The 19,798-nt window shown below is 62.0% G+C and carries 18 protein-coding genes; 8 read left to right on the top strand and 10 right to left on the bottom strand.

What is annotated here, in order from left to right; translation table 11 throughout:
- Positions 1-124: 124 nt before the first annotated feature.
- On the bottom strand, positions 125-967 hold the full coding sequence (locus O5O48_RS05805; RefSeq protein WP_269688416.1) for an SDR family oxidoreductase: 843 nt from the start codon (positions 965-967) through the stop codon (positions 125-127).
- Positions 968-1,128: 161 nt separating this feature from the next.
- On the opposite strand from O5O48_RS05805, the gene O5O48_RS05800 reads away from it, so the two are divergent.
- From O5O48_RS05800 to O5O48_RS05790, 3 genes are all read left to right on the top strand, one after another.
- Complete coding sequence (locus O5O48_RS05800) at positions 1,129-2,043, top strand: hydrogen peroxide-inducible genes activator (RefSeq protein ID WP_228245947.1); 915 nt, start codon at positions 1,129-1,131, stop codon at positions 2,041-2,043.
- Between the two features lie 18 nt (positions 2,044-2,061).
- Complete coding sequence (gene recG, locus O5O48_RS05795) at positions 2,062-4,137, top strand: ATP-dependent DNA helicase RecG (RefSeq protein WP_269688415.1); 2,076 nt, start codon at positions 2,062-2,064, stop codon at positions 4,135-4,137.
- Between the two features lie 96 nt (positions 4,138-4,233).
- Positions 4,234-5,646, top strand: a complete 1,413-nt coding sequence (locus O5O48_RS05790) for an aminoacyl-tRNA deacylase and HDOD domain-containing protein (protein WP_228245949.1) — start codon at positions 4,234-4,236, stop codon at positions 5,644-5,646.
- A gap of 51 nt (positions 5,647-5,697) precedes the next feature.
- On the opposite strand, the gene O5O48_RS05785 is transcribed toward O5O48_RS05790, so the two are convergent.
- The 3 genes from O5O48_RS05785 to rubA form a co-directional block, all read right to left on the bottom strand.
- Positions 5,698-5,970, bottom strand: a complete 273-nt coding sequence (locus O5O48_RS05785) for an HU family DNA-binding protein (RefSeq protein ID WP_088275784.1) — start codon at positions 5,968-5,970, stop codon at positions 5,698-5,700.
- 210 nt (positions 5,971-6,180) lie between these two features.
- Complete coding sequence (locus O5O48_RS05780) at positions 6,181-7,335, bottom strand: NAD(P)/FAD-dependent oxidoreductase (RefSeq protein ID WP_269688414.1); 1,155 nt, start codon at positions 7,333-7,335, stop codon at positions 6,181-6,183.
- Between the two features lie 42 nt (positions 7,336-7,377).
- Positions 7,378-7,545, bottom strand: coding sequence for a rubredoxin RubA (gene rubA / locus O5O48_RS05775; RefSeq protein ID WP_088275787.1), 168 nt, complete (start codon positions 7,543-7,545; stop codon positions 7,378-7,380).
- 146 nt (positions 7,546-7,691) lie between these two features.
- Here rubA and O5O48_RS05770 point away from each other — a divergent pair, with 146 nt between their 5' ends.
- The 4 genes from O5O48_RS05770 to phoR all read left to right on the top strand — a co-directional run bounded on the left by O5O48_RS05770 (position 7,692) and on the right by phoR (position 11,297).
- Complete coding sequence (locus O5O48_RS05770) at positions 7,692-8,222, top strand: chorismate--pyruvate lyase family protein (protein ID WP_228245951.1); 531 nt, start codon at positions 7,692-7,694, stop codon at positions 8,220-8,222.
- Positions 8,223-8,251: 29 nt separating this feature from the next.
- The gene (gene ubiA, locus O5O48_RS05765) at positions 8,252-9,142 is read left to right on the top strand and encodes a 4-hydroxybenzoate octaprenyltransferase (protein WP_233048532.1); all 891 of its coding nucleotides are present in this window, start codon (positions 8,252-8,254) and stop codon (positions 9,140-9,142) included.
- Between the two features lie 108 nt (positions 9,143-9,250).
- Positions 9,251-9,940 carry a phosphate regulon transcriptional regulator PhoB gene (gene phoB / locus O5O48_RS05760; protein WP_088275789.1) on the top strand — a complete coding sequence of 230 codons (690 nt, stop codon included), beginning with the start codon at positions 9,251-9,253 and terminating at the stop codon, positions 9,938-9,940.
- A 64-nt stretch (positions 9,941-10,004) separates the two neighbouring features.
- Complete coding sequence (phoR, locus tag O5O48_RS05755) at positions 10,005-11,297, top strand: phosphate regulon sensor histidine kinase PhoR (RefSeq protein ID WP_228245953.1); 1,293 nt, start codon at positions 10,005-10,007, stop codon at positions 11,295-11,297.
- Here phoR and O5O48_RS05750 read toward each other — a convergent pair.
- Both O5O48_RS05750 and O5O48_RS05745 read right to left on the bottom strand, forming a co-directional pair.
- A complete protein-coding gene (locus O5O48_RS05750; RefSeq protein ID WP_088275790.1) occupies positions 11,294-12,202 on the bottom strand; it encodes a response regulator in 909 nt (302 codons plus the stop codon). The two genes, phoR and O5O48_RS05750, sit on opposite strands and share 4 nt — an antisense overlap.
- A gap of 189 nt (positions 12,203-12,391) precedes the next feature.
- Positions 12,392-13,546 carry an iron-containing alcohol dehydrogenase gene (locus O5O48_RS05745; protein ID WP_088275791.1) on the bottom strand — a complete coding sequence of 385 codons (1,155 nt, stop codon included), beginning with the start codon at positions 13,544-13,546 and terminating at the stop codon, positions 12,392-12,394.
- Between the two features lie 279 nt (positions 13,547-13,825).
- On the opposite strand from O5O48_RS05745, the gene O5O48_RS05740 reads away from it, so the two are divergent.
- A complete protein-coding gene (locus O5O48_RS05740; RefSeq protein ID WP_228246055.1) occupies positions 13,826-14,125 on the top strand; it encodes a c-type cytochrome in 300 nt (99 codons plus the stop codon).
- Between the two features lie 61 nt (positions 14,126-14,186).
- Here the strand turns inward: O5O48_RS05740 and phoU are convergent, their stop codons facing one another.
- The 4 genes from phoU to O5O48_RS05720 are packed head-to-tail and all read right to left on the bottom strand — an operon-like array spanning position 14,187 to position 19,765.
- Positions 14,187-14,921, bottom strand: coding sequence for a phosphate signaling complex protein PhoU (gene phoU / locus O5O48_RS05735; RefSeq protein WP_088275794.1), 735 nt, complete (start codon positions 14,919-14,921; stop codon positions 14,187-14,189).
- Between the two features lie 18 nt (positions 14,922-14,939).
- On the bottom strand, positions 14,940-15,773 hold the full coding sequence (gene pstB / locus O5O48_RS05730; RefSeq protein WP_088275795.1) for a phosphate ABC transporter ATP-binding protein PstB: 834 nt from the start codon (positions 15,771-15,773) through the stop codon (positions 14,940-14,942).
- A gap of 27 nt (positions 15,774-15,800) precedes the next feature.
- Entirely contained in the window at positions 15,801-17,471 is a 1,671-nt protein-coding gene (pstA, locus tag O5O48_RS05725; protein ID WP_228245955.1) for a phosphate ABC transporter permease PstA, read from the bottom strand.
- 17 nt (positions 17,472-17,488) lie between these two features.
- Positions 17,489-19,765, bottom strand: coding sequence for an ABC transporter permease subunit (locus O5O48_RS05720; protein ID WP_228245956.1), 2,277 nt, complete (start codon positions 19,763-19,765; stop codon positions 17,489-17,491).
- Positions 19,766-19,798: the final 33 nt, after the last annotated feature.

The following is a 19,798-nucleotide window of genomic DNA, read 5'->3' as shown; positions in this document are numbered from 1 at the left end:
TACAAGAAAAAACCGCGCGGTTTCGACCTGCGCGGTTTTTTTTCGGCCCCACTACCACAAACCTGCTTTTGCTTGCCGCTTGCCGCTTGCCGCTTGTAGCTTGTAGCTTGCCGCTTGTAGCTTGCTAGTGATCCAGCAGCGTCGCATATCCCTCTCTATAGGTCGGATACTGCGGTGCCCAGCCGCTTTCGCGCGCCAGGTCGTTGCTGCAGCGCTTGCTGCCCATTCGAGTACTGGCCGGGCCGTCATCCCGAGCCTCGACACCGAGCTGCTCGCGCAGCCACTGGACGACCTCGTGCAGCGGTGCCGGCTCATCGTCCACGCCAAGGTAACAAGGCGCCAACAACTCGCGTGCTTCAGCCTGCAGCAGCAGGTGCTCAAGCAAGCCGACGGCATCATCACGATGAATCCGGTTGGTATATTGCGGCGGCTCGGCCGGAACCGTCATGCCGGCACGCGCCTGCTCGATCAGCCGGTTTCTACCTGGCCCGTAAATGCCCGCCAGCCGCACTACCGACGCCGGCACACCGCTGCGCAGGGCAACATCTTCCGCAGCCAGCAGGGCCCTGCCGGTCTCGCTGTCGGCCTCGGCACGGCTGTTCTCGGTGACCCACTCACCATCCTGCTGGGCATAGACACCAGTGCTGGAAACCTGCAGCAGATGGCGCAGCCCACGCTTGCCCTGCCCCAGCCAATCGATCACATGCGCCAGCCCCTGCACGTACAGACGCTGGTACAGCTCGGCATCGCGTTTGCCTGCTGCCGGACAAAACACCAGATAATCGACCTTCTCCGGCCAGTCCGCAGGGCACTCGGCAACGCACAGGTCCGCCGCAATCGGCAGTACGCCGTCCGGCAACCTGGTGACATCACGACGCACACCGTAAACCTGCCAGCCACGCGCCAGCAGCCGCACCGCCAGCGCCGACCCCACATCCCCACATCCGGCAATGACCACACGCCGCATCGATTTCTCCCATTCTGTGTCCGCAAGGCGCCACTGTACCAGCCGGAGGCCGACGGCCACACCGCCAGCAAGGGCACTTCGATTGTTTTACTCTATCAACCAACCGGCTATGCTACAGCCCATTGTTTGACCCTCTTCCGTAGCCAGACAGACTGCAGCCAATGACCCTGACCGAACTCCGCTACATCGTCACCCTTGCCCAGGAACAGCACTTCGGCCACGCCGCCGAACGCTGCCATGTGTCCCAGCCGACCCTCAGCGTGGGAGTCAAGAAGCTGGAGGAAGAACTGGGCGTGATGATCTTCGAACGCAGCAAAAGCGCCGTTCGCGTCACCCCCATCGGTGAACGGATCGTTGCCCAGGCCCAGAAAGTGCTGGAGGAAGCGCTGGCCATTCGCGAACTGGCGACCGCCGGCAAGAACCAGCTGGCCGCGCCACTCAAGGTCGGAGCCATCTATACCATCGGGCCGTATCTGTTCCCGCACCTGGTACCGCAGCTGCACCGGGTCGCACCGGAAATGCCGCTGTACATCGAAGAAAACTTCACCCACGTACTGCGCGACAAGCTGCGCAATGGCGAGCTTGATGCGATCATCATCGCGCTGCCATTCCAGGAGCCCGACGTGCTGACCAAGCCGCTCTATGACGAGCCGTTCAGCCTGCTGATGCCGGCCAGCCACCCCTGGGCGGCACGGGACAGCGTGACCCTGGACGAACTGGACGACAACAAGCTGCTGCTGCTCGGTGAAGGGCACTGTTTCCGCGACCAGGTGCTCGAAGCCTGCCCGACCCTGCGCAAGGGCGACGACCAGCACAAGCACACCACCGTCGAATCCAGCTCACTGGAGACCATCCGCCACATGGTCGCCTCGGGGATCGGCATGACCGTGCTGCCGATGTCTGCTGCCGACGACCGCTATTACAGCTCCGACCTGCTGGTTACCAAGCCGTTCAAGGCACCAGCGCCGTATCGCACCGTCGCCATTGCCTGGCGTGCCAGCTTTCCGCGTCCGAAAGCCATTGAGCTGCTCAGCGACTCGATTCGTCTGTGCTCGGTCAATCAACCGTCAAGCTGATACGGAGCCAGAGACAGCGTGGGTGAACAGACACCGCTGACCGTGCTCAAGGGGATTGGTCCAGCCCTCGCGGACAAACTGGACCGGCTCGGCCTGTCATCGGTACAGGATCTGCTGTTTCACCTGCCGATGCGCTATCAGGATCGCACCCGTGTCACGCCGATTGGCGCGTTACGCCCCGGGCTCGACGCGGTCATCGAAGGCACAGTGCTCGGCGCTGAGGTGGTCATGGGCCGGCGCCGCAGCCTGCTCTGCCGCATTCAGGACGGCAGCGGTACCCTCAGCCTGCGCTTCTACTATTTTTCCGCCGCGCTCAAGGCCAACCTCAGCCGCGGCAGCCGCTGGCGCTGCTATGGCGAAGTACGGCCGGGCGCCTCCGGACTGGAAATCTATCACCCAGAGCTGCACAACCTCGACGGCGCCGAGGCGTTGCCGGTCAGCGATACCCTGACACCGATTTACCCCGCCACCGAAGGGCTGTCGCAACAGCGTCTGCGCAGTCTCAGTGACGCGGCGCTGGCCTGGCTCGCCAAAGGCAATCACCTGACCGAATGGCTGCCGCCGGAGCTGGCCGAGGCCTATCAGCTGCCGCCGCTGCGCGAAGCCGTACAGCTGCTGCACCGCCCGCCGGCGGACATCGACCTCGAGGCCCTGCAGGACGGCCGCCACTGGGCCCAGCACCGACTGGCGTTCGAGGAGTTGATGGCCCATCAACTGGCCATGCTGCGGCTGCGCGCCCAGATGCGGGCGCACAAGGCGCCGCCGATGCGCGCTGCCGGTGAGCTAGCCGAGCGTTTTGTCGCGCAGCTGGGCTTTCCGCTGACCGGCGCCCAGCGCCGGGTGGCTGACGAGATCCTGCTTGATCTGGCCCAACCACGGCCCATGCTGCGTCTGGTGCAGGGTGATGTCGGTGCCGGCAAGACCGTCGTTGCCGCGCTCGCCGCGCTGCAGGCCATCGAAGCCGGCTGGCAGGTGGCGCTGATGGCACCGACCGAGATTCTGGCCGAACAGCACTTCAACAACTTCCAGCGCTGGTTTGCCGCACTCGGCCTGTCAGTGGCCTGGGTCGCCGGCAAACTGAAGGGCAAGGCGCGCAGCAACCAGCTGCAACTGATTGCCAGCGGCGAGGCGGTAATGATTGTCGGCACCCACGCGCTGTTCCAGGACGACGTGCAGTTCCGCAATCTGGGCCTGGCGATCATCGACGAACAGCATCGCTTTGGCGTCCAGCAGCGCCTGGCGCTGCGCGACAAGGGTGCCGCGGGCGGTGTCTCGCCGCATCAGCTGATCATGACCGCCACACCGATCCCGCGCACCCTCGCCATGAGCGCCTACGCCGACCTGGACACCTCGATCCTCGACGAGCTGCCGCCCGGACGCACCCCGGTCAATACCGTACTGATTTCCGATAGCCGCCGCGCGGAGGTCATCGAGCGGGTTCGCGCCGGCTGCGCCGAGGGTCGACAGGCCTACTGGGTCTGCACCCTGATCGAAGAATCCGAACAACTGCAGGCGCAAGCGGCAGAGGCAACCTGGGAGTCGCTCTGCGAAGCCCTGCCGGAACTCTCCATCGGCCTGATTCACGGGCGCATGAAGCCGGCTGAAAAGGCCGAGATCATGGCCGCCTTCAAGGAAGGCGACCTGCACCTGCTGGTCGCCACTACGGTGATCGAGGTTGGCGTGGATGTGCCCAACGCCAGCCTGATGATTATCGAAAATCCGGAACGTCTGGGCCTGGCCCAGCTGCACCAGCTGCGCGGACGGGTCGGACGCGGCAGCGCCGCCAGCCACTGCGTGCTGCTCTATCATGCGCCGTTATCGGCCCTTGGGCGCGAGCGACTGGGCATCATGCGCGAAAGCACCGACGGTTTCGTCATCGCCGAAAAGGACTTGGCCCTGCGCGGCCCCGGCGAGGTACTGGGGACCAGGCAGACCGGCCTGGTGCAGTTCCGGATTGCCGATCTGGTGCGTGATGCCGATCTGCTGCCGGACGTCCAGCAGGCGGCGCAGCAACTCGCGCGCAGCCACCCGGAGCGGGTACAACCGCTGCTGGATCGCTGGATAGCCGACGGCCAGCATTTTGCCCAGGTCTGAGTGCAGCTATGCTGCACTCAGACGAGCCGCTAGAATCAAGCAAGCATCCTGCAACACCGGGGCACCAGCACCGCCTGACTCAGCAAGGAACAGATAATGAATAATACCGCCGCTTCCGAGCCACTTGGCGCCAGCCTGCCCGATCTGATTGAAAAACTGCTGCAACAGCAGGGGATCGCCTATCAGCTGCGCCCCGCCAACGGCAATTGGCCTGCCTCGCAGCGTATTCAGGCGAGCCTGCTATGCGACAGCGTTGGCACCGTGCTGACCCTGATCCCGAAAGACCACCTGCTCGACCTCAAGGCCCTCGGCGCCCTGCTCGGACGCCAGCTGGAGCCGGTACGCAACCGCGAACTGCAGCGCATCCTCAGCAAGCATCAGCTGAACCAGCTGCCGGGCCTGCCAATCCTGTTCAACTCGCCCTGTGTCTGTGAGCGCAGCTTGCTGGATCACAGCGAGCTGATTCTCGACAGCGGGCTGGATGGCTGGAGCCTGGTACTTAATCAGGCCGATGCCCGCACGCTGCTGGCCAAGGTCAGTCTGGCCCAGTTTGCGGTCCCGCTGGCCAGCCTGGATACCCGGGCAATCAGCACCGCGCAGGATGATCAGGACCTCAGCAACGCCGTGCAGAACTTCACTGCCCTGCGCATGAAGCAGCGCCTGGAAGAAACCATCGAGATTCCGCCCCTGCCGGAAACCGCGCAGAAGGTGATGAAGCTGCGGGTCAACCCGGATGCCGGTGTAGACGATCTGGCCGACGTGGTCGAAACCGATCCGAGCCTGGCGGCGCAGGTCGTCAGCTGGGCCGCTTCACCCTACTACGCCGCTCCGGGCAAGATTCGTTCGGTCGAGGACGCCATCGGCCGGGTGCTGGGCTTTGATCTGGTAATCAATCTGGCGGTTGGTCTGGCGCTGGGCAAGACCTTCAAGCTGCCCAACGATGCGCCTGACCGCGCTACCCCTTACTGGGAGCAGGCCATCTACACGGCCGCGGTGATCGAAGGACTGGCCAAGGCCATGCCGCGGGAACGGCGCCCGGAAATGGGCCTGAACTACCTGTGTGGCCTGCTGCACAACTTCGGCTATCTGGTGCTGGCATATATCTTTCCGCCCTACTTCCAGCTGATCTGCCGCCACATCGAAGCCAATCCGCATGTCCAGCCTCACCAGATCGAGCAGCACCTGATCGGCGTTACCCGCGACCAGATCGGCAGCTGGCTGATGCGCTACTGGGACATGCCAGACGAGGTCTGCACCGCCCTGCGTCAGCAGCACAACGCCCATTACGCAGGCGACGATTGCGTGTACGCCAACCTGATCTACCTGTCACTGGCGCTGCTCAGCGAACACGGTATCGGCAGCGGTCCACGACTACCCATTGCGGATGCACTGCTGCAACGCCTCGGGCTGGAACGGGAAAGCGCAGACAAGGTAGTACACAAGGTGCTGGATGCGCGCGATGCGCTGCGCTCACTGGTTAGCCGCTATCAGGGCAATGCCCGGGACTGACGTGAGCCGGGTGGCAGGGGCCCGACTGGGCCCCTGGCGCGGAAATCAGACTCAGTTGACCGCGTCGCGCAGGCTTTTGCCCGGCTTGAAGGAAACGGTATTGCTGGCCTTGATCTTGACCGGTGCACCGGTCTGGGGATTTTTGCCGGTGCGTGCGCCACGATGACGCTGCAGGAAAGTACCGAAACCGACAAGTGTTACGGAGTCCTTGTTGCTCAGCGCCTGGGTAATTTCGTCCAGTACGGCGTTGAGTACTCGATTAGCCTGATCCTTGCTCAGGTCCGCCTTTTCGGCAATCGCCGCTGCGAGATCTGGTTTGCGCATATAAAGCCTCATTGTCTGTTGTTTTTGTTGTGACCGCCGCGTCCTCGGGGCGGGCCTGCCAGACGCTCCCGAGCCCGGTCGGGCCGTCTGCCAAGGCTCGCCCAGCATGGCACGACTGAATTCGTTTCGCCAGTCGTCGCAGGCCTGAAGCCGGGCGAAATCACGGTTTTTCCCGACAAAAGGCCAAACTGTCCCACATTGTAGGTCGGATCAGCCCAGCCAGGCGGGCAATTCGCGGGTCAACTGCAGCTTCTCTGCAACAGCGGCACCGGTCAGCGCAAAGCCATGCAGCTGACCGTTGGCGTCGACAAAACGCGCGCGTACGTCACGCCCCTCGGCGTCGCACTGCCAGCTTCCGGCAACGCCACTCAACGGCGGCGTTACCACTAGGGGACAGGCCGGCGTCTTGACCATGATCGGCATCGCCGGATAGCTCAATTCGGTCGGCGTGCCGCTGAGGGTTTTTGCCAGCGCCCGCGCCGAGGTCATCAGCGGCATCACGTACATCAGGTTGAGGGCTGCCACCTCGGCGCAATCGCCCAGCGCATAGACATGCGGATCACTGGTGCGCAGCTGCCTGTCCACCTGCACGCCGCGCCCTGCCGACAGCCCGGCGGCTTCAGCCAGTTCCGAGCGCGGAACCAGGCCAATCGCCGACAGCCCCTGATCAGCGACCAGCTCAACGCCGGAGTCCAGCCGCACCCGCAGGCCGTCGCCCTCCAGCGCCATGTTCTCGATCGCACAACCGAGATGAAATTCAACGCCAAGTTCTTCCAGTCCGGCCTGCACTGCAGCGGCAGCCTGCTCCGGCAACAGTTGCGGCATCAACCAGGGATCGGACGCCACCACAGTCACCTCGAAACCGCCTAGGCGCAGGTCATTGGCAAACTCGCAACCGATCAGGCCGGCACCTACGATCAGCACACTCCGACGCCCGTTCAGCGCCGCACGGAACCGGCCATAGTCGGCCAGATCATTGATCGACAGAAGACGTTCGCCCAGCGCCTCACGCCAGGGCAGTGTGCGCACCTGCGCGCCGGTCGCGAGCACCAGATCACTGTAGGGCAGGCTGCGGTCACCCAGGCGAACCAGGCGTTCACGGGTATCGATGGCGGTCACCTGCTGCCCGGTCAGCACCTGGGCACCCAACTGTTCGGCCATGGCCTCGGCATCCTGCATGGCTAGCTCATCGGCTTCCTTGCCCTTGGCAAAGCCGGTCGACAACAGCGGTTTTGAATAGAACCGGCCGTCATCGGCACTGATCAGCATTAACGGGCGCTCGGCATCGAGCTTGCGAAATTCCTTGGCCAGGTTATACCCGGCCAGACCTGTGCCAATGATGACCAGGGGGGCGTTGTCAGACACGTGGCATCTCCTGCAGTGACATGAGTTGGAACAAAGGCAGGCTCAGCCGATCTCGATCATCTCGAAATCTTCCTTGCCGACGCCGCAGTCCGGACACATCCAGTCCGCAGGTACATCTTCCCAGCGGGTGCCGGGGGCAATACCGTCATCCGGCCAGCCCTCGGCCTCGTCATAGATGAACCCACACACGATACACTGCCACTTCTTCATGCTTGTTTCCCACGGTGTTCAGAATTAAGGTTTCGCGACACTACCGCAATTACCTTGCAAGTCCAAGGCCAGCCGGACCGTGCCCGCCGCAGAGGGCTTTCGTGGTACCCTTTACCCACTTTTTCCACGCTGCCTGCGCGTCACCCATGCCCGATATGCTGCCTGACTGGTATCCCGCCAAGCGCCACCCCGCGCCTCCGGATGCTCCCCTGTTCGACTGGCTTTGCCACGAAGGATCGCTCACCCTCAGATTGACCGAGGCCGGCGACCAGGACTTTCGTGTCGAACTGCTGAAGCAGGCACCCGAGCCCGCCCATGATGACGAAGCGGCAGCCCTCGGGCTGTCTCCCGGGACCCTGGTCTGGACCAGAGAGGTGTTGCTGCATACGGCGGGAGCGCCCCGGGTCTACGCCCGCTCGGTTGCACCGACCAGTGCGCTGGGCAATGCAGCGGTGGAGCTCGACAGTCTGGGCACAACCAGCCTGGGTCACCTGCTGTTCCGTAACCCGCAGATCCGCCGGGGGCCGATCGAGATCAGCCGCTACCCCGCCGACCGGCTGCCGGCTAGCTGGCGCAGCGAGGGCCTGTGGGCACGCCGCTCGCACTTCTCGGATGGCAAGTTGCAGCTGCTGGTATGTGAAGTATTCTTGCAGGGCTGGCCGCTGGCCGGCACCTGAGTGTCTGTCTTCTCACGGGAGAACCGCTTTTGCTTGGCCTGCTGATCAAACCCATTGCGCGCATCAACCCCAAGGTCAATGACTACATTCAGCTGATGCGGCTGGACCGCCCGATCGGCACCTACCTGCTGCTCTGGCCAACACTCTGGGCACTCTGGCTGGCCGCCGAGGGGGTTCCGGATATCAGCACGCTGATCATTTTCGTCGTCGGCGTCATCCTGATGCGCGCCGCAGGCTGCGTCATCAACGACTACGCAGACCGCCACTTCGACGGCCACGTCCAACGTACCCGAGAGCGCCCGCTGGCCACAGGGCGTATCAGCGAACGCCAGGCCCTGATCACCTTCGCCATTCTGGTCGCACTGAGCGGCCTGCTGGTGCTGCTCACCAACGCCCTGACCATCAAGCTGGCCTTCGTTGGCGTAGCCCTGGCCGCCCTATATCCCTTCTGCAAGCGCTTCACCTTTTATCCGCAGGTGATTCTGGGCGCGGCCTTCTCCTGGGCGATTCCGATGGCCTTTGCGGCCCAGGCCGAGGCGCTGCCGCTTCCGCTTTGGCTGGTATTTCTCGCCAATCTGCTCTGGACCGTGGCCTACGACACCGAATACGCCATGTGCGACCGCGAAGATGACTTGCGCATCGGCATCAAGTCGACCGCCATCCTGTTCGGCGAGGCCGACAAGCTGATCATCGGCCTGCTGCAGGGGCTGACTCTCATCTGCCTGCTGCTGACCGGGCTGCGTTTTGAGCTGGGGCTATACTACTACCTCGGCCTGCTGGGCATGACGCTGGGCTTTGCCTGGCAGCACTGGCTGATCCGCGACCGGGACCGTAACGCCTGCCTCAGCGCCTTTCTGGCCAACCACTGGGCGGGCATGCTGGTTTTCATGGGAATCGCACTGAACTACTGGCTTGGCTGACCCGGAGCCGCTGCATCAATAAAAGCCCGTCGTTGCGGCGTCATACAACTGAAATAAAAGTGTTATCTAATCGGCGCATGACTCACAGCGGCAACAAGACGGTGAACCATGTCTGGCAAAAGCATTTTGATCGTTGATGACGAAGCTCCGATCCGCGAAATGATCGCGGTGGCCCTGGAGATGGCGGGCTACACCTGCCTCGAAGCTGAAAATACACAACAGGCCCACGCCTGTATCGTCGACAGCAAGCCCGATCTGATCCTGCTCGACTGGATGCTGCCTGGCACCACCGGTATCGAGCTGGCCAGGCGCCTCAAGCGTGACGAGCTGACTGCCGACGTGCCGATTATCATGCTCACTGCCAAGGGTGAGGAAGATAACAAGATCCAGGGCCTGGAGGTCGGTGCCGACGATTACATCACCAAACCGTTCTCTCCCCGAGAGCTGGTAGCACGCCTCAAGGCAGTGCTGCGTCGCGCCGGCCCGGTCGACAGCGAGGCCCCCATCGAGGTGGCCGGACTGATGCTGGACCCGGTCAGCCACCGGGTAACCATCGACAATGCCGCCGCCGAAATGGGCCCGACGGAATATCGCCTGCTGCAATTCTTCATGACCCACCAGGAACGTGCCTACACCCGCGGCCAGTTGCTGGACCAGGTTTGGGGTGGCAATGTTTATGTGGAAGAGCGTACCGTGGACGTCCACATCCGCCGCCTGCGCAAGGCGCTGGGTGAGAAATACGAACACCTGGTCCAGACCGTGCGCGGCACCGGCTACCGGTTTTCCACCAAAGCCTGACAGCCAGGCCGCGACACAGGCCGTTACCCTGATCGGGATGCCGTTGTTTTGAAGAGGATCTTCAGTGGCCAAGAATAGCTTCAGTCGTGTGCTCGGCCAGGTCCTGCTGCTGGTACTGATCTGTCTGCTGCTGGGCTGGATTGTCGGCCAGCCAGCCTGGGCGCTGGTTATCGGCCTGGGTGGCTATCTGGTCTGGACCCTGCGCCAGATGGCCCGCTTCTCCGACTGGCTCAGCGCGCACCCCAACGACCCGCCGCCGGAAGCCCGTGGCGTATGGGGCGAGATCTTCGACAGCATCTACCACCTGCAGCGCCGCGACAACAAGATGCGCTCGCGACTGCAGGCGGTGATCGACCGCATCCAGAGCTCTACCTCCGCTCTGCGTGATGCCGTGGTCATGATCGACAGCGAAGGGCACCTGGAATGGTGGAACCACGCCGCCGAACGCCTGCTGGGGCTGCGCACCCCGGACGACAGCGGCCAGCACGTCGGCAACCTGATCCGCGATCCGCGCTTCATCGAATACTTCGAGCGCGGTGATTTCCGTGATCCACTGGAAATTCCGGCGCCAACCAACCTCAACGTTCAGCTGCAGTACGCCATCACCCGCTACGGCCCCGGTGATCGGCTCATGGTCGTGCGCGACGTCACCCGACTGCACAATCTGGAGCAGATGCGAAAGGACTTTGTCGCCAACGTCTCCCACGAGCTGCGAACCCCGCTGACGGTGGTGGTTGGCTACCTGGAAACCTTGCTGGATCTGGAGGACGAGCTCAATCCGCGCTGGAAACGACCCCTTCAGCAGATGCAGCAACAGGCCAACCGCATGCAGGCGCTGCTGCACGACTTGCTGCTGCTGGCCCGACTGGAAACGTCGGACAATCCCGGCGAGCAGGAGCGGGTTGATGTGCGCCCGCTACTGGAGCATATCCGCAAGGATGCCGAGGCGCTGTCCGGCGAACGCGGTCACCGCATCGCCCTGCAAATTGAGGGCAATACCCGCATGCACGGCATCGAAGGCGAACTGCGCAGCGCGTTTTCCAATCTGGCGTTCAATGCCGTGAAATACACCCCGGACCACGGCGAAATTACCCTGCGCTGGTGGAGTGACGAGCAGGGCCAGCATCTGAGCGTCAGCGACAACGGTGTCGGTATCGCACCGCAACATATCAACCGGCTGACCGAGCGTTTCTACCGGGTCGATACCAGCCGCAACAGTACCACTGGCGGCACCGGTCTGGGTCTGGCCATCGTCAAGCATGTGCTGCTGCGTCATCAGGGCCGACTGGAGATCACCAGCGTGCCGGAGCAGGGCAGCACCTTCAGCTGCCACTTCCCGCCAGGCCGCGCTGCCTAGGCGCTGGGCGAATAATGTGACTGGGCGGTGCCGGAGGCGATCAGGCGCGACAGGTAATCCAGCTTCTCCGGGTCCTGATCGACGAACTTGATCGTCACCTTGACCCACTCGCAGTCCATCTTCGCTTCCAGCGCTGCCACCGCGTGCACATAGCCATTGATACGCGCAACCGAACGATCCGAATCCTGCTCCAGATCCAGCACCCCGCTTTCAAACACCTGCGGCAGCCGGTCGCCACGACGTACCACAACCAGGGCATCACGCAGGCTGAGGGTCTTGATTACACAGGCGAATTGCTCGCCGGCAAGACGCAGCTGGCCCTGCCCGCGTACAGACTGGGTACTGGTGGCAGGCGCGGCCTTTTCCGGCGCACGATTACTGTTCAGCAACGGCGAGCTGACCGGTGCTGCCGCCGGAGCGGAAGGCGCCTCGGCAGGGCGACCGGCGGTCAGGTTCGCGACCGATCCCGCGGCGATTCCCGTGCTTGGCCGTGGCGCTCCACCGACCTGAAACTGCGCCAGCTTGCCGGCACGATGCAGCGCCTTTTTAACCTTGGTAATCAACTGCTCATTGCTGAACGGTTTGCCGACATAGTCGCTAACACCCGCCTGAATAGCCTCAACAACATTGGCCTTGTCACCACGACTGGTCACCATCACGAACGGCACACCCGCGCCGTCGGGCTGCGCACGAAACCATTGCAGCAATTCCAGCCCGCTCATCTCCGGCATTTCCCAGTCGCACAGAATCAGATCGAACTGCGCTCGCGCCAGCATCTGCTGTGCCTTGCGGCCGTTGGTCGCTTCCTCGATCTGCAGGCCCGGGAAGTAACTGCGCAGTGCTTTCTTGACCAGGTCGCGGATAAAAGGCGCATCATCGACGACCAGGACCGATACTTTCGACATAGTGAATTTTCCTGAAGTGCTGCGTCTAGCTTAACGCAGACTGGAGAAAAAACCGCACTTCGTATTGCGTTTGCAACCGGAGCCGTATGTGCCGCATCGGCCCCGTGATAGTTGCCAAAATCGTTTTGCCCTTGAACACACGACATAAAAAAAGCCGGGCAAACGCCCGGCTTTCTCGGTATGACGCGCTTACAGCTCGCCGCGCAACGCCTTGAGGAAGATCGCCTGATACTGCTCGGCGTTGTAACGCTGCGGGTTGGTGCTGCCGGCAACATCCTTGGCAGACATCGCGCCAATGGTTTCTGCCTGGGCATCGTCGATGTTGATCTCGGCCAGGGTATGCGGAATACCCAGGTCGGCACGCAGATCCAGCACCCAGTCCAGCATGCCATCGAAGTTCTGCTTCTGCAGACCCAGATAGCGAGCGGCGCGCGCCATTTCCTCTTCGATCACCGGGCGGTTGGCCTGCAGCATATAGGGCATGACAATCGCGTTCAGCAACCCGTGGTGGGCGTCATAGACAGCGCCGAGGCTGTGGGAAACAGCATGAATACCACCCAGACCACGCTGGAAGGCAACCGCACCCATGCTCGAGGCGACCTGCATCTGCAGGCGGGCCTGGATGTCATCGCCCTGCTTGGTCGCGCGCGGCAGGAAGTCCTTGACCAGACGCATGCCTTCCAGCGCGATGCCTTCCGCCATCGGGTGGTAGACCGGCGCACAGAAGGCTTCCAGGTTGTGCGCCAGTGCATCCATACCGGTAGCGGCGGTCAGCTTGGCCGGCAGGCCAACGGTCAGCTCGGGATCCAGCAACACGATACCCGGGACCATTTTCTGGTGGAAGATGACCCGCTTGACGTGGTTTTCGTCGTCGGTGATCACCACCGCCTGACCCACTTCGGAACCGGTACCCGCGGTAGTCGGCACGGCGACCACCGGCAGCATCTTGCTGGCATCAACCGAACCGGGGCCCGCTTCCCACAGCGTGCAATCCTGATGGGCAACCAGCGCAATGGCTTTGGCCGCGTCAATGGCGGAACCGCCACCAAAGGCGATGACGCCGTCGTGGCTGCCGGCCTTGAGAGCGGTTACGCCATCGGCCACGTTGCCACCGGTAGGGTTGCCCTTGATAGCGCTGAACAGCCCGACCTGCAGGCCGGCGTCACGGCAAAGCTGCAGCGCAGCCTCAACCATCGGCAGGGCCGCCAGGCCCGGGTCCGTGACCAGCAACGGAGAGGTCATGCCCAACTGGCGGCAGGCTTTCGGCAGCTCACTGATGCGCCCTGCACCCACGCGCACGGCGGTGGGGTAATGCCAGTTCATGCTGTAAGACTTGATCTCCATGGTATCTCCGAATTATCAGGTTTTTATGGGTGCAGACGTCCGCCACTGGCGCCCGCCTGTTTTTTATTGGTCTTCGGGTGCGGGCAAACGCAAGATACAAAATGCAATTATGTCCCGCAACATACTCAAATCTGCCTCTTTCGTCCATGCTTGCTGCGACAAAAGAGCACTTGTCAAAGCAACGCGCAGCGTCCATGTTAGGGACTCATACCGGTACGATTACACAAGCAGGCCAACCTGCACATAACAGCCCGTGAGGAACACCTGATGAAACACCTGATGATCTCTGCCCTGGGCGCAGCAGCACTGCTGGCGTCAGGCTCGCTGTTCGCAACCGACGGCGAAACCCTCTACAAGACCAAGGCTTGCGTCGCCTGCCATCAGATCGACACCAAGGTCGTAGGACCATCCTACAAGGACGTCGCCGCCAAGTATGCCGGGCAGGACGGTGCGGTGGAAACCGTGGCCGGCCACATCAAGAACGGCATTTCCGGCCTTTGGGGGCCGATTCCGATGCCGGCCAACCAGGTGACCGACGAGGAAGCCCGTATTCTGGCCGAGTGGGTGCTCAGCCAGTAATAACAAAACTCCAACAAAAAACCCGCCACCAGGCGGGTTTTTTGTTGGCTCGGATACCGACTCACTCGTCGGCACCGTCCTTTTTCACTTCGGCTTCCATGCGCTTGAGGCCGATGTGACGGACATCGGTACCCTTGACCAGATAGATGACGTGCTCGGCAATGTTACGCGCGTGGTCACCGACCCGCTCCAGCGAGCGCAGCACCCAGAGGATGTTCAGAACCCGGCCGATGGAACGCGGATCTTCCATCATGAAGGTCACCATCTCGCGCATCGCGGTCTTGTATTCCTGATCAACCGCCTTGTCCTCGCGGGCAACGGCAAACGCCTGTTCGGTGTCCATGCGGGCGAAGGCATCCAGCGCTTCCTGCACCATGCGGCGCACGTGGTGACCGATATGGCGACACTCGACGTAGCCACGCGGTGCCTGCCCCTCCTCCACCAGATCAAGCGCACGCTTGGCGATCTTCGACGACTCGTCACCGATGCGCTCCAGATCAACGATAATCTTGCTGATGCTCACGACCAGACGCAGGTCGCTGGCAGCGGGCTGGCGACGCGCCAGGATACGCAGGCAGTCCTGGTCGATATCCAGCTCCATCTGGTTGATCGCATCGTCCTTTTCACGGACTTGCTGAGCCAGCCTGGCGTCGCCTTCAACCAGTGCAACGATGGCATCGTTGATCTGCTTCTCGACCAGGCCACCCATTTCCAGCAGGTGGGTACGGATTTCCTCCAGCTCGTCGTTGAACTGCTGGGAAATATGCTGAGTAAACGCTTCTTTATCTGACGGCATGATGCATGTCTCCCTCGGTTAGCCGTACCGACCGGTGATGTAGTCTTCCGTCTGTTTCTTCGACGGATTGGTGAACAGCGTGTTGGTGTCACCAAACTCGATCAGTTCGCCCATGTACATGAAGGCAGTGTAGTCAGACACCCGCGCCGCCTGCTGCATGTTATGGGTCACGATCACAATGGTGAACTTGGACTTCAACTCGTTGATCAGCTCTTCGATCTTCAGCGTCGAGATCGGATCAAGCGCCGAGGCCGGCTCGTCGAGCAGCAGCACTTCCGGCTCCACGGCGATGGTGCGGGCGATACACAGACGCTGCTGCTGACCGCCAGACATGCCCAGAGCAGACTCGTTCAGACGGTCCTTGACCTCATCCCACAGCGCCGCACCCTTGAGTGCCCACTCGACTACCTCATCCAGCGTGCGTTTGTTATTTACACCCTGAATGCGCAGGCCGTAGGCGACGTTCTCGTAGATCGACTTGGGGAACGGATTGGGCTTCTGAAACACCATGCCGACGCGACGACGCAGTTCGGTGACGTTCACGTCCTTGCCGTAGATGTTCTTGCCGTCGAGCAGGATTTCGCCGTCCACGCGGCAACTGTCGACCAGGTCATTCATGCGGTTGAAGCAGCGCAGCAGGGTCGACTTGCCGCAGCCGCTCGGGCCGATGAACGCGGTTACCCGGTTACGCGGAATCCTCATGCTGACGTTGTGTAGGGCCTGCTTGGTGTCATAAAACAGGGACAGGTCCGGCACTTCCAGCGCAATGGACTCCTTGTCCATGTTCAGTTCCTGCTGGGAGCGCCCCAGGGCGCTCATATCCATGGCATGGGTTTTGGTGGTGTTAGACATAAGTGTGCGTCCGCCTAGAAAGAGTGATCAGTTTTCCAGCGCCTTGTACTTTTCGCGCAGGTGGTTGCGAATCGAAACCGCAGCAAAGTTGAGCGCGGCAATGACGCCCACCAGCAGCAGCGCAGTGGCATATACCAGCGGCCGCGCTGCCTCGACGTTGGGGCTCTGGAAGCCGACGTCATAAATATGGAAGCCCAGGTGCATGAACTTCTGATCCAGGTGCAGATAGGGATAGTTGCCATTGAGCGGCAGGGTCGGTGCCAGCTTGACCACACCGACCAGCATCAGCGGTGCCACCTCGCCGGCGGCGCGGGCAACGGCGAGAATCAGACCGGTCATCATCGCCGGGCTGGACATCGGCAAAATCACCTTCCACAGGGTTTCCGACTTGGTTGCACCGAGGGCCAGCGAGCCCTCTCGCAGCGACCGTGGAATCCGGGTCAGGCCCTCTTCAGTCGCCACAATCACCACCGGCACGGTCAGCAGCGCCAGGGTCAGTGAGGCCCACAGCAGACCGCCGGTGCCCAGGGTCGGCGCCGGCAGCGACTCGGGGAAGAACAGCTGGTCGATATTGCCACCGAGCAGGTAGATGAAGAAGCCGAGACCAAATACGCCGTAAACGATCGAGGGAACACCAGCGAGGTTGTTCACCGCAATGCGGATGGTCCGTGTCACCGCACCCTGCTTGGCATATTCGCGCAGATAGACCGCAGCCAGCACACCGAACGGGGTGACAATGATCGACATCAGCAGCACCATCATCACGGTACCGAAAATCGCCGGGAACACCCCACCCTCGGTGTTGGCCTCACGGGGCTCATCGCTGACGAACTCCCACAGCTTGCTGAAATAGTGACCAACCTTCGCAGTCGGGCCCATGGCGTTGGGCTGGAATACCCGAACTACCGCACTCAGGTTGATGTCCTTTTCGCGGCCGTCCATCGCTCGCACGCGGATGCTGTCGCGATTGAACTCCCGATAGAGGTCGATCAGGTTGGCTTCCAGCTCCGCATACAGATCATTCTGAACCTTGCGCTCGGCTTCCAGCTGCGCCTTGCGGTCATCGGTCAGCGCATTGTCCAGTTCGTAGCCACGCTCGCGAAGACGAATGCGCTCCAGCTCGGCGTTGATCTTGCCAATGGCGCCGGTCTCCAGCGCATGGATCTCATCGTAAATACCCAGTGCCCGATCGACCGCCGGCTGCAGTGCTGTCCAGGCCTGATCGCCTTCGGCGATGACCTGACCGGCCTGCTTGACCTGCAGCAGATAGCCATAGAAGTTGCCCCACTCGCGACGCTCGATAACGACGATATCCTCGGGCGCGCGCTCGTTTTCCAGCCAGTCGGCGACGATCCAGCGGAAATCCGCGCCGTACAGGTCACGATTGCCGACTTTCAGCAGCTCGCGATCCATAAACTCGGTTTTTTCCGGATCCACCGGCAGGCCGGCACCATGCAGACGCTCGGTCGGCACCTGTTCGCGGGTAGTGACCTCACCGATCAGGGTAATGGTCGGCTGACCGGGTATGGTGTATTCCGCCTCGATGACGTCAGCCGGCCAGAAGTGGCTCAGACCGCGCACAGCGATCAGCAGCAGCAGACCCAGGGTCATGATCACCGCGATGGCGACCGCGCCTGCATTCATCCAGACCCAGGGGCTGCCCGATTTGAACCAGGTTGTGAAGTTGCCTTGTTTCACTGTCTAGAGTCCTGTGGTCAGAGAGAGGCGTATTTCTTGCGCAGGCGCTGACGAATCAGCTCCGCCGCCGTGTTCATCAGGAAGGTAAAACTGAGCAGCACCAGCGCTGCCAGGAACAGCACCCGGTAATGGGTACTGCCCACTTCCGATTCCGGCATTTCGACCGCGATATTGGCCGACAGGGTGCGCATGCCTTCGAAGATGTTCCAGTCCATGATCGGCGTGTTGCCGGTGGCCATCAGCACGATCATGGTTTCACCTACCGCACGGCCCATGCCGATCATCACCGCGGAGAAGATACCCGGGCTGGCGGTCAGAATGACCACGCGACTGAGCGTCTGCCACGGGGTGGCGCCAAGCGCCAGCGAGCCTTGAGTCAGGTGGCGGGGCACACTAAATACGGCGTCTTCGGCAATCGAGAAGATAGTCGGGATCACCGCAAAGCCCATGGCCAGACCCACCACCAGTGAGTTGCGCTGATCGAAGTTGATGCCCATGTCGCGGGTCAGGAACACCCGCATGTCGCCACCAAAGAACCAGGCCTCGATATAGACGCTCATGGCAAAACAGGCCCAGCCCAGCAGCATCACCACCGGGATCAACAGCACCGCTTCCCAGCCCTCGGGTACCCGCAGCCGGATACGTGCCGGCAGACGGCTCCAGCCGTAGGCAAAGGCGATAAACACGATCGGTGTCAGGATCAGCAGAGAGACGATACCCGGCAGGTTGTCCTCCAGCAAAGGCGCCAGCCAGAGACCGGCGAGGAAGCCGAGAATCACCGTCGGCAGCGCTTCCATCAGCTCGATGATCGGCTTGACCTTGCGGCGCAGCGCCGGCGCCATGAAGTAGGCGGTGTAGACCGCAGCGGCGATCGCCAGCGGCGTTGCCAGCAGCATGGCGTAGAAGGCCGCCTTGAGGGTACCGAAGGTCAGCGGCGCCAGGCTCAGCTTGGGTTCAAACTCGGAGGTGGCCGAGGTCGACTGCCAGACGTAATCCGGCTCCGGATAGCTTTCGTACCAGACCTTGCCCCACAGCGAGCTCCAGGAAATCTCCGGGTGCTCGTTATGCACGTCCCAGTAGCTCAACTCGCCGTTACCGTGCTCCACCAGCAGATGATCGGCACGCGGACCGATGGCTACGGCGCTCACCGTACCCTCGCCCAGCGGCTCGACCAGCAGATTGTTGTGCGCGGTCGAATTGTAGATGCCCAACTGACCAGCCGTATCGACAGCAAGGAACACCTTGCGACGCTCTTCCGGTTGAATCAGCGCAATCGACTCGCCCTGCTGCTGATCGAAATCACGCACTTCGGTCAGCAGCGGGTGGCCGTTGCCGCGCACCATAAACCACTGTTTCAGCTCGCCGCTGCTGTCACCGACAATCAGCGAGATACCGCCGAGCATCAGATTGACCGAGGTAATCGAGGTGCCCATGCCCTCAACCACCTTGTAGCGACCATTGAGCTCGCCCTTTTTGCGCAGCGCCAGCACATCAATGTGCTGCTCACCGTTGACCACATACATCCACTGACGCAGCGGATCGATCAGGATGCGAGTGACCTCGCCTTGAGCGGGGTCGAGTGCCAACCGGGATTCGCTGCGAGTTTCGGCACCGGTCATCATGTTGCGCTTGATGCTGACACTGGTCGCCACCAGATCGCTGCCGATGCTGCCGGCCAGGGTCAGACCGTTACTGTCGCTGCTCATGGCGACCTGATCCAGTGCACGCCCCTGCTCGTCCAGGGTGATCGCTTCCTGACCGTACGGGAAGTTCAGGCTGGGCGTAATCAGCCGCACATCGTCCGGATAGGTCACCTTGTAGTCATGCTGGGCAATCAGCACCTGGCCATTGCTCAGGCCCACCACAAAGCGACGGGAATTGGGGGTTTCCACGTTAAAGCTGGTCACCTGCGCACCGGCCGGAATCGGCAGCTGCTGTTGCAGCACCGCCTTGCCGTCACGGGCATTGAAAAAGCTCACCTGGCCGCTCCGGGCCACGCGAATCGCCACCTCGCCCTGCTCTTCCATCGCCAGCATCAGCGGCGGATCGTCGGCCTGCACCCAGCTTGCGCTGTAACGCTCGCGCTCCTCAATCTCGGCCCCACCGAACAGCGGCAGCACCTCATACAGCAGATAGAGGAAAATCAGCAGGACAGCGACAATAACGCCAAGACCACCGACCGCAACGTACCAACGGGTAAAATGGTCCTTGAAATGACGCATGGCCCGATGGCGCTGCATCGCCGGAGTATTGAAGTCGACGCTGGACGTCTTGGATGGGGATTGGGTAGTCATGGCGCACACCCTACAGGGTCAATGTGACGAATT

The sequence above is a fragment of the Halopseudomonas sp. MFKK-1 genome (genome assembly GCF_027474385.1).
GTDB lineage: Bacteria > Pseudomonadota > Gammaproteobacteria > Pseudomonadales > Pseudomonadaceae > Halopseudomonas > Halopseudomonas aestusnigri.
This window is presented reverse-complemented; position numbering and strand designations above follow the sequence as displayed.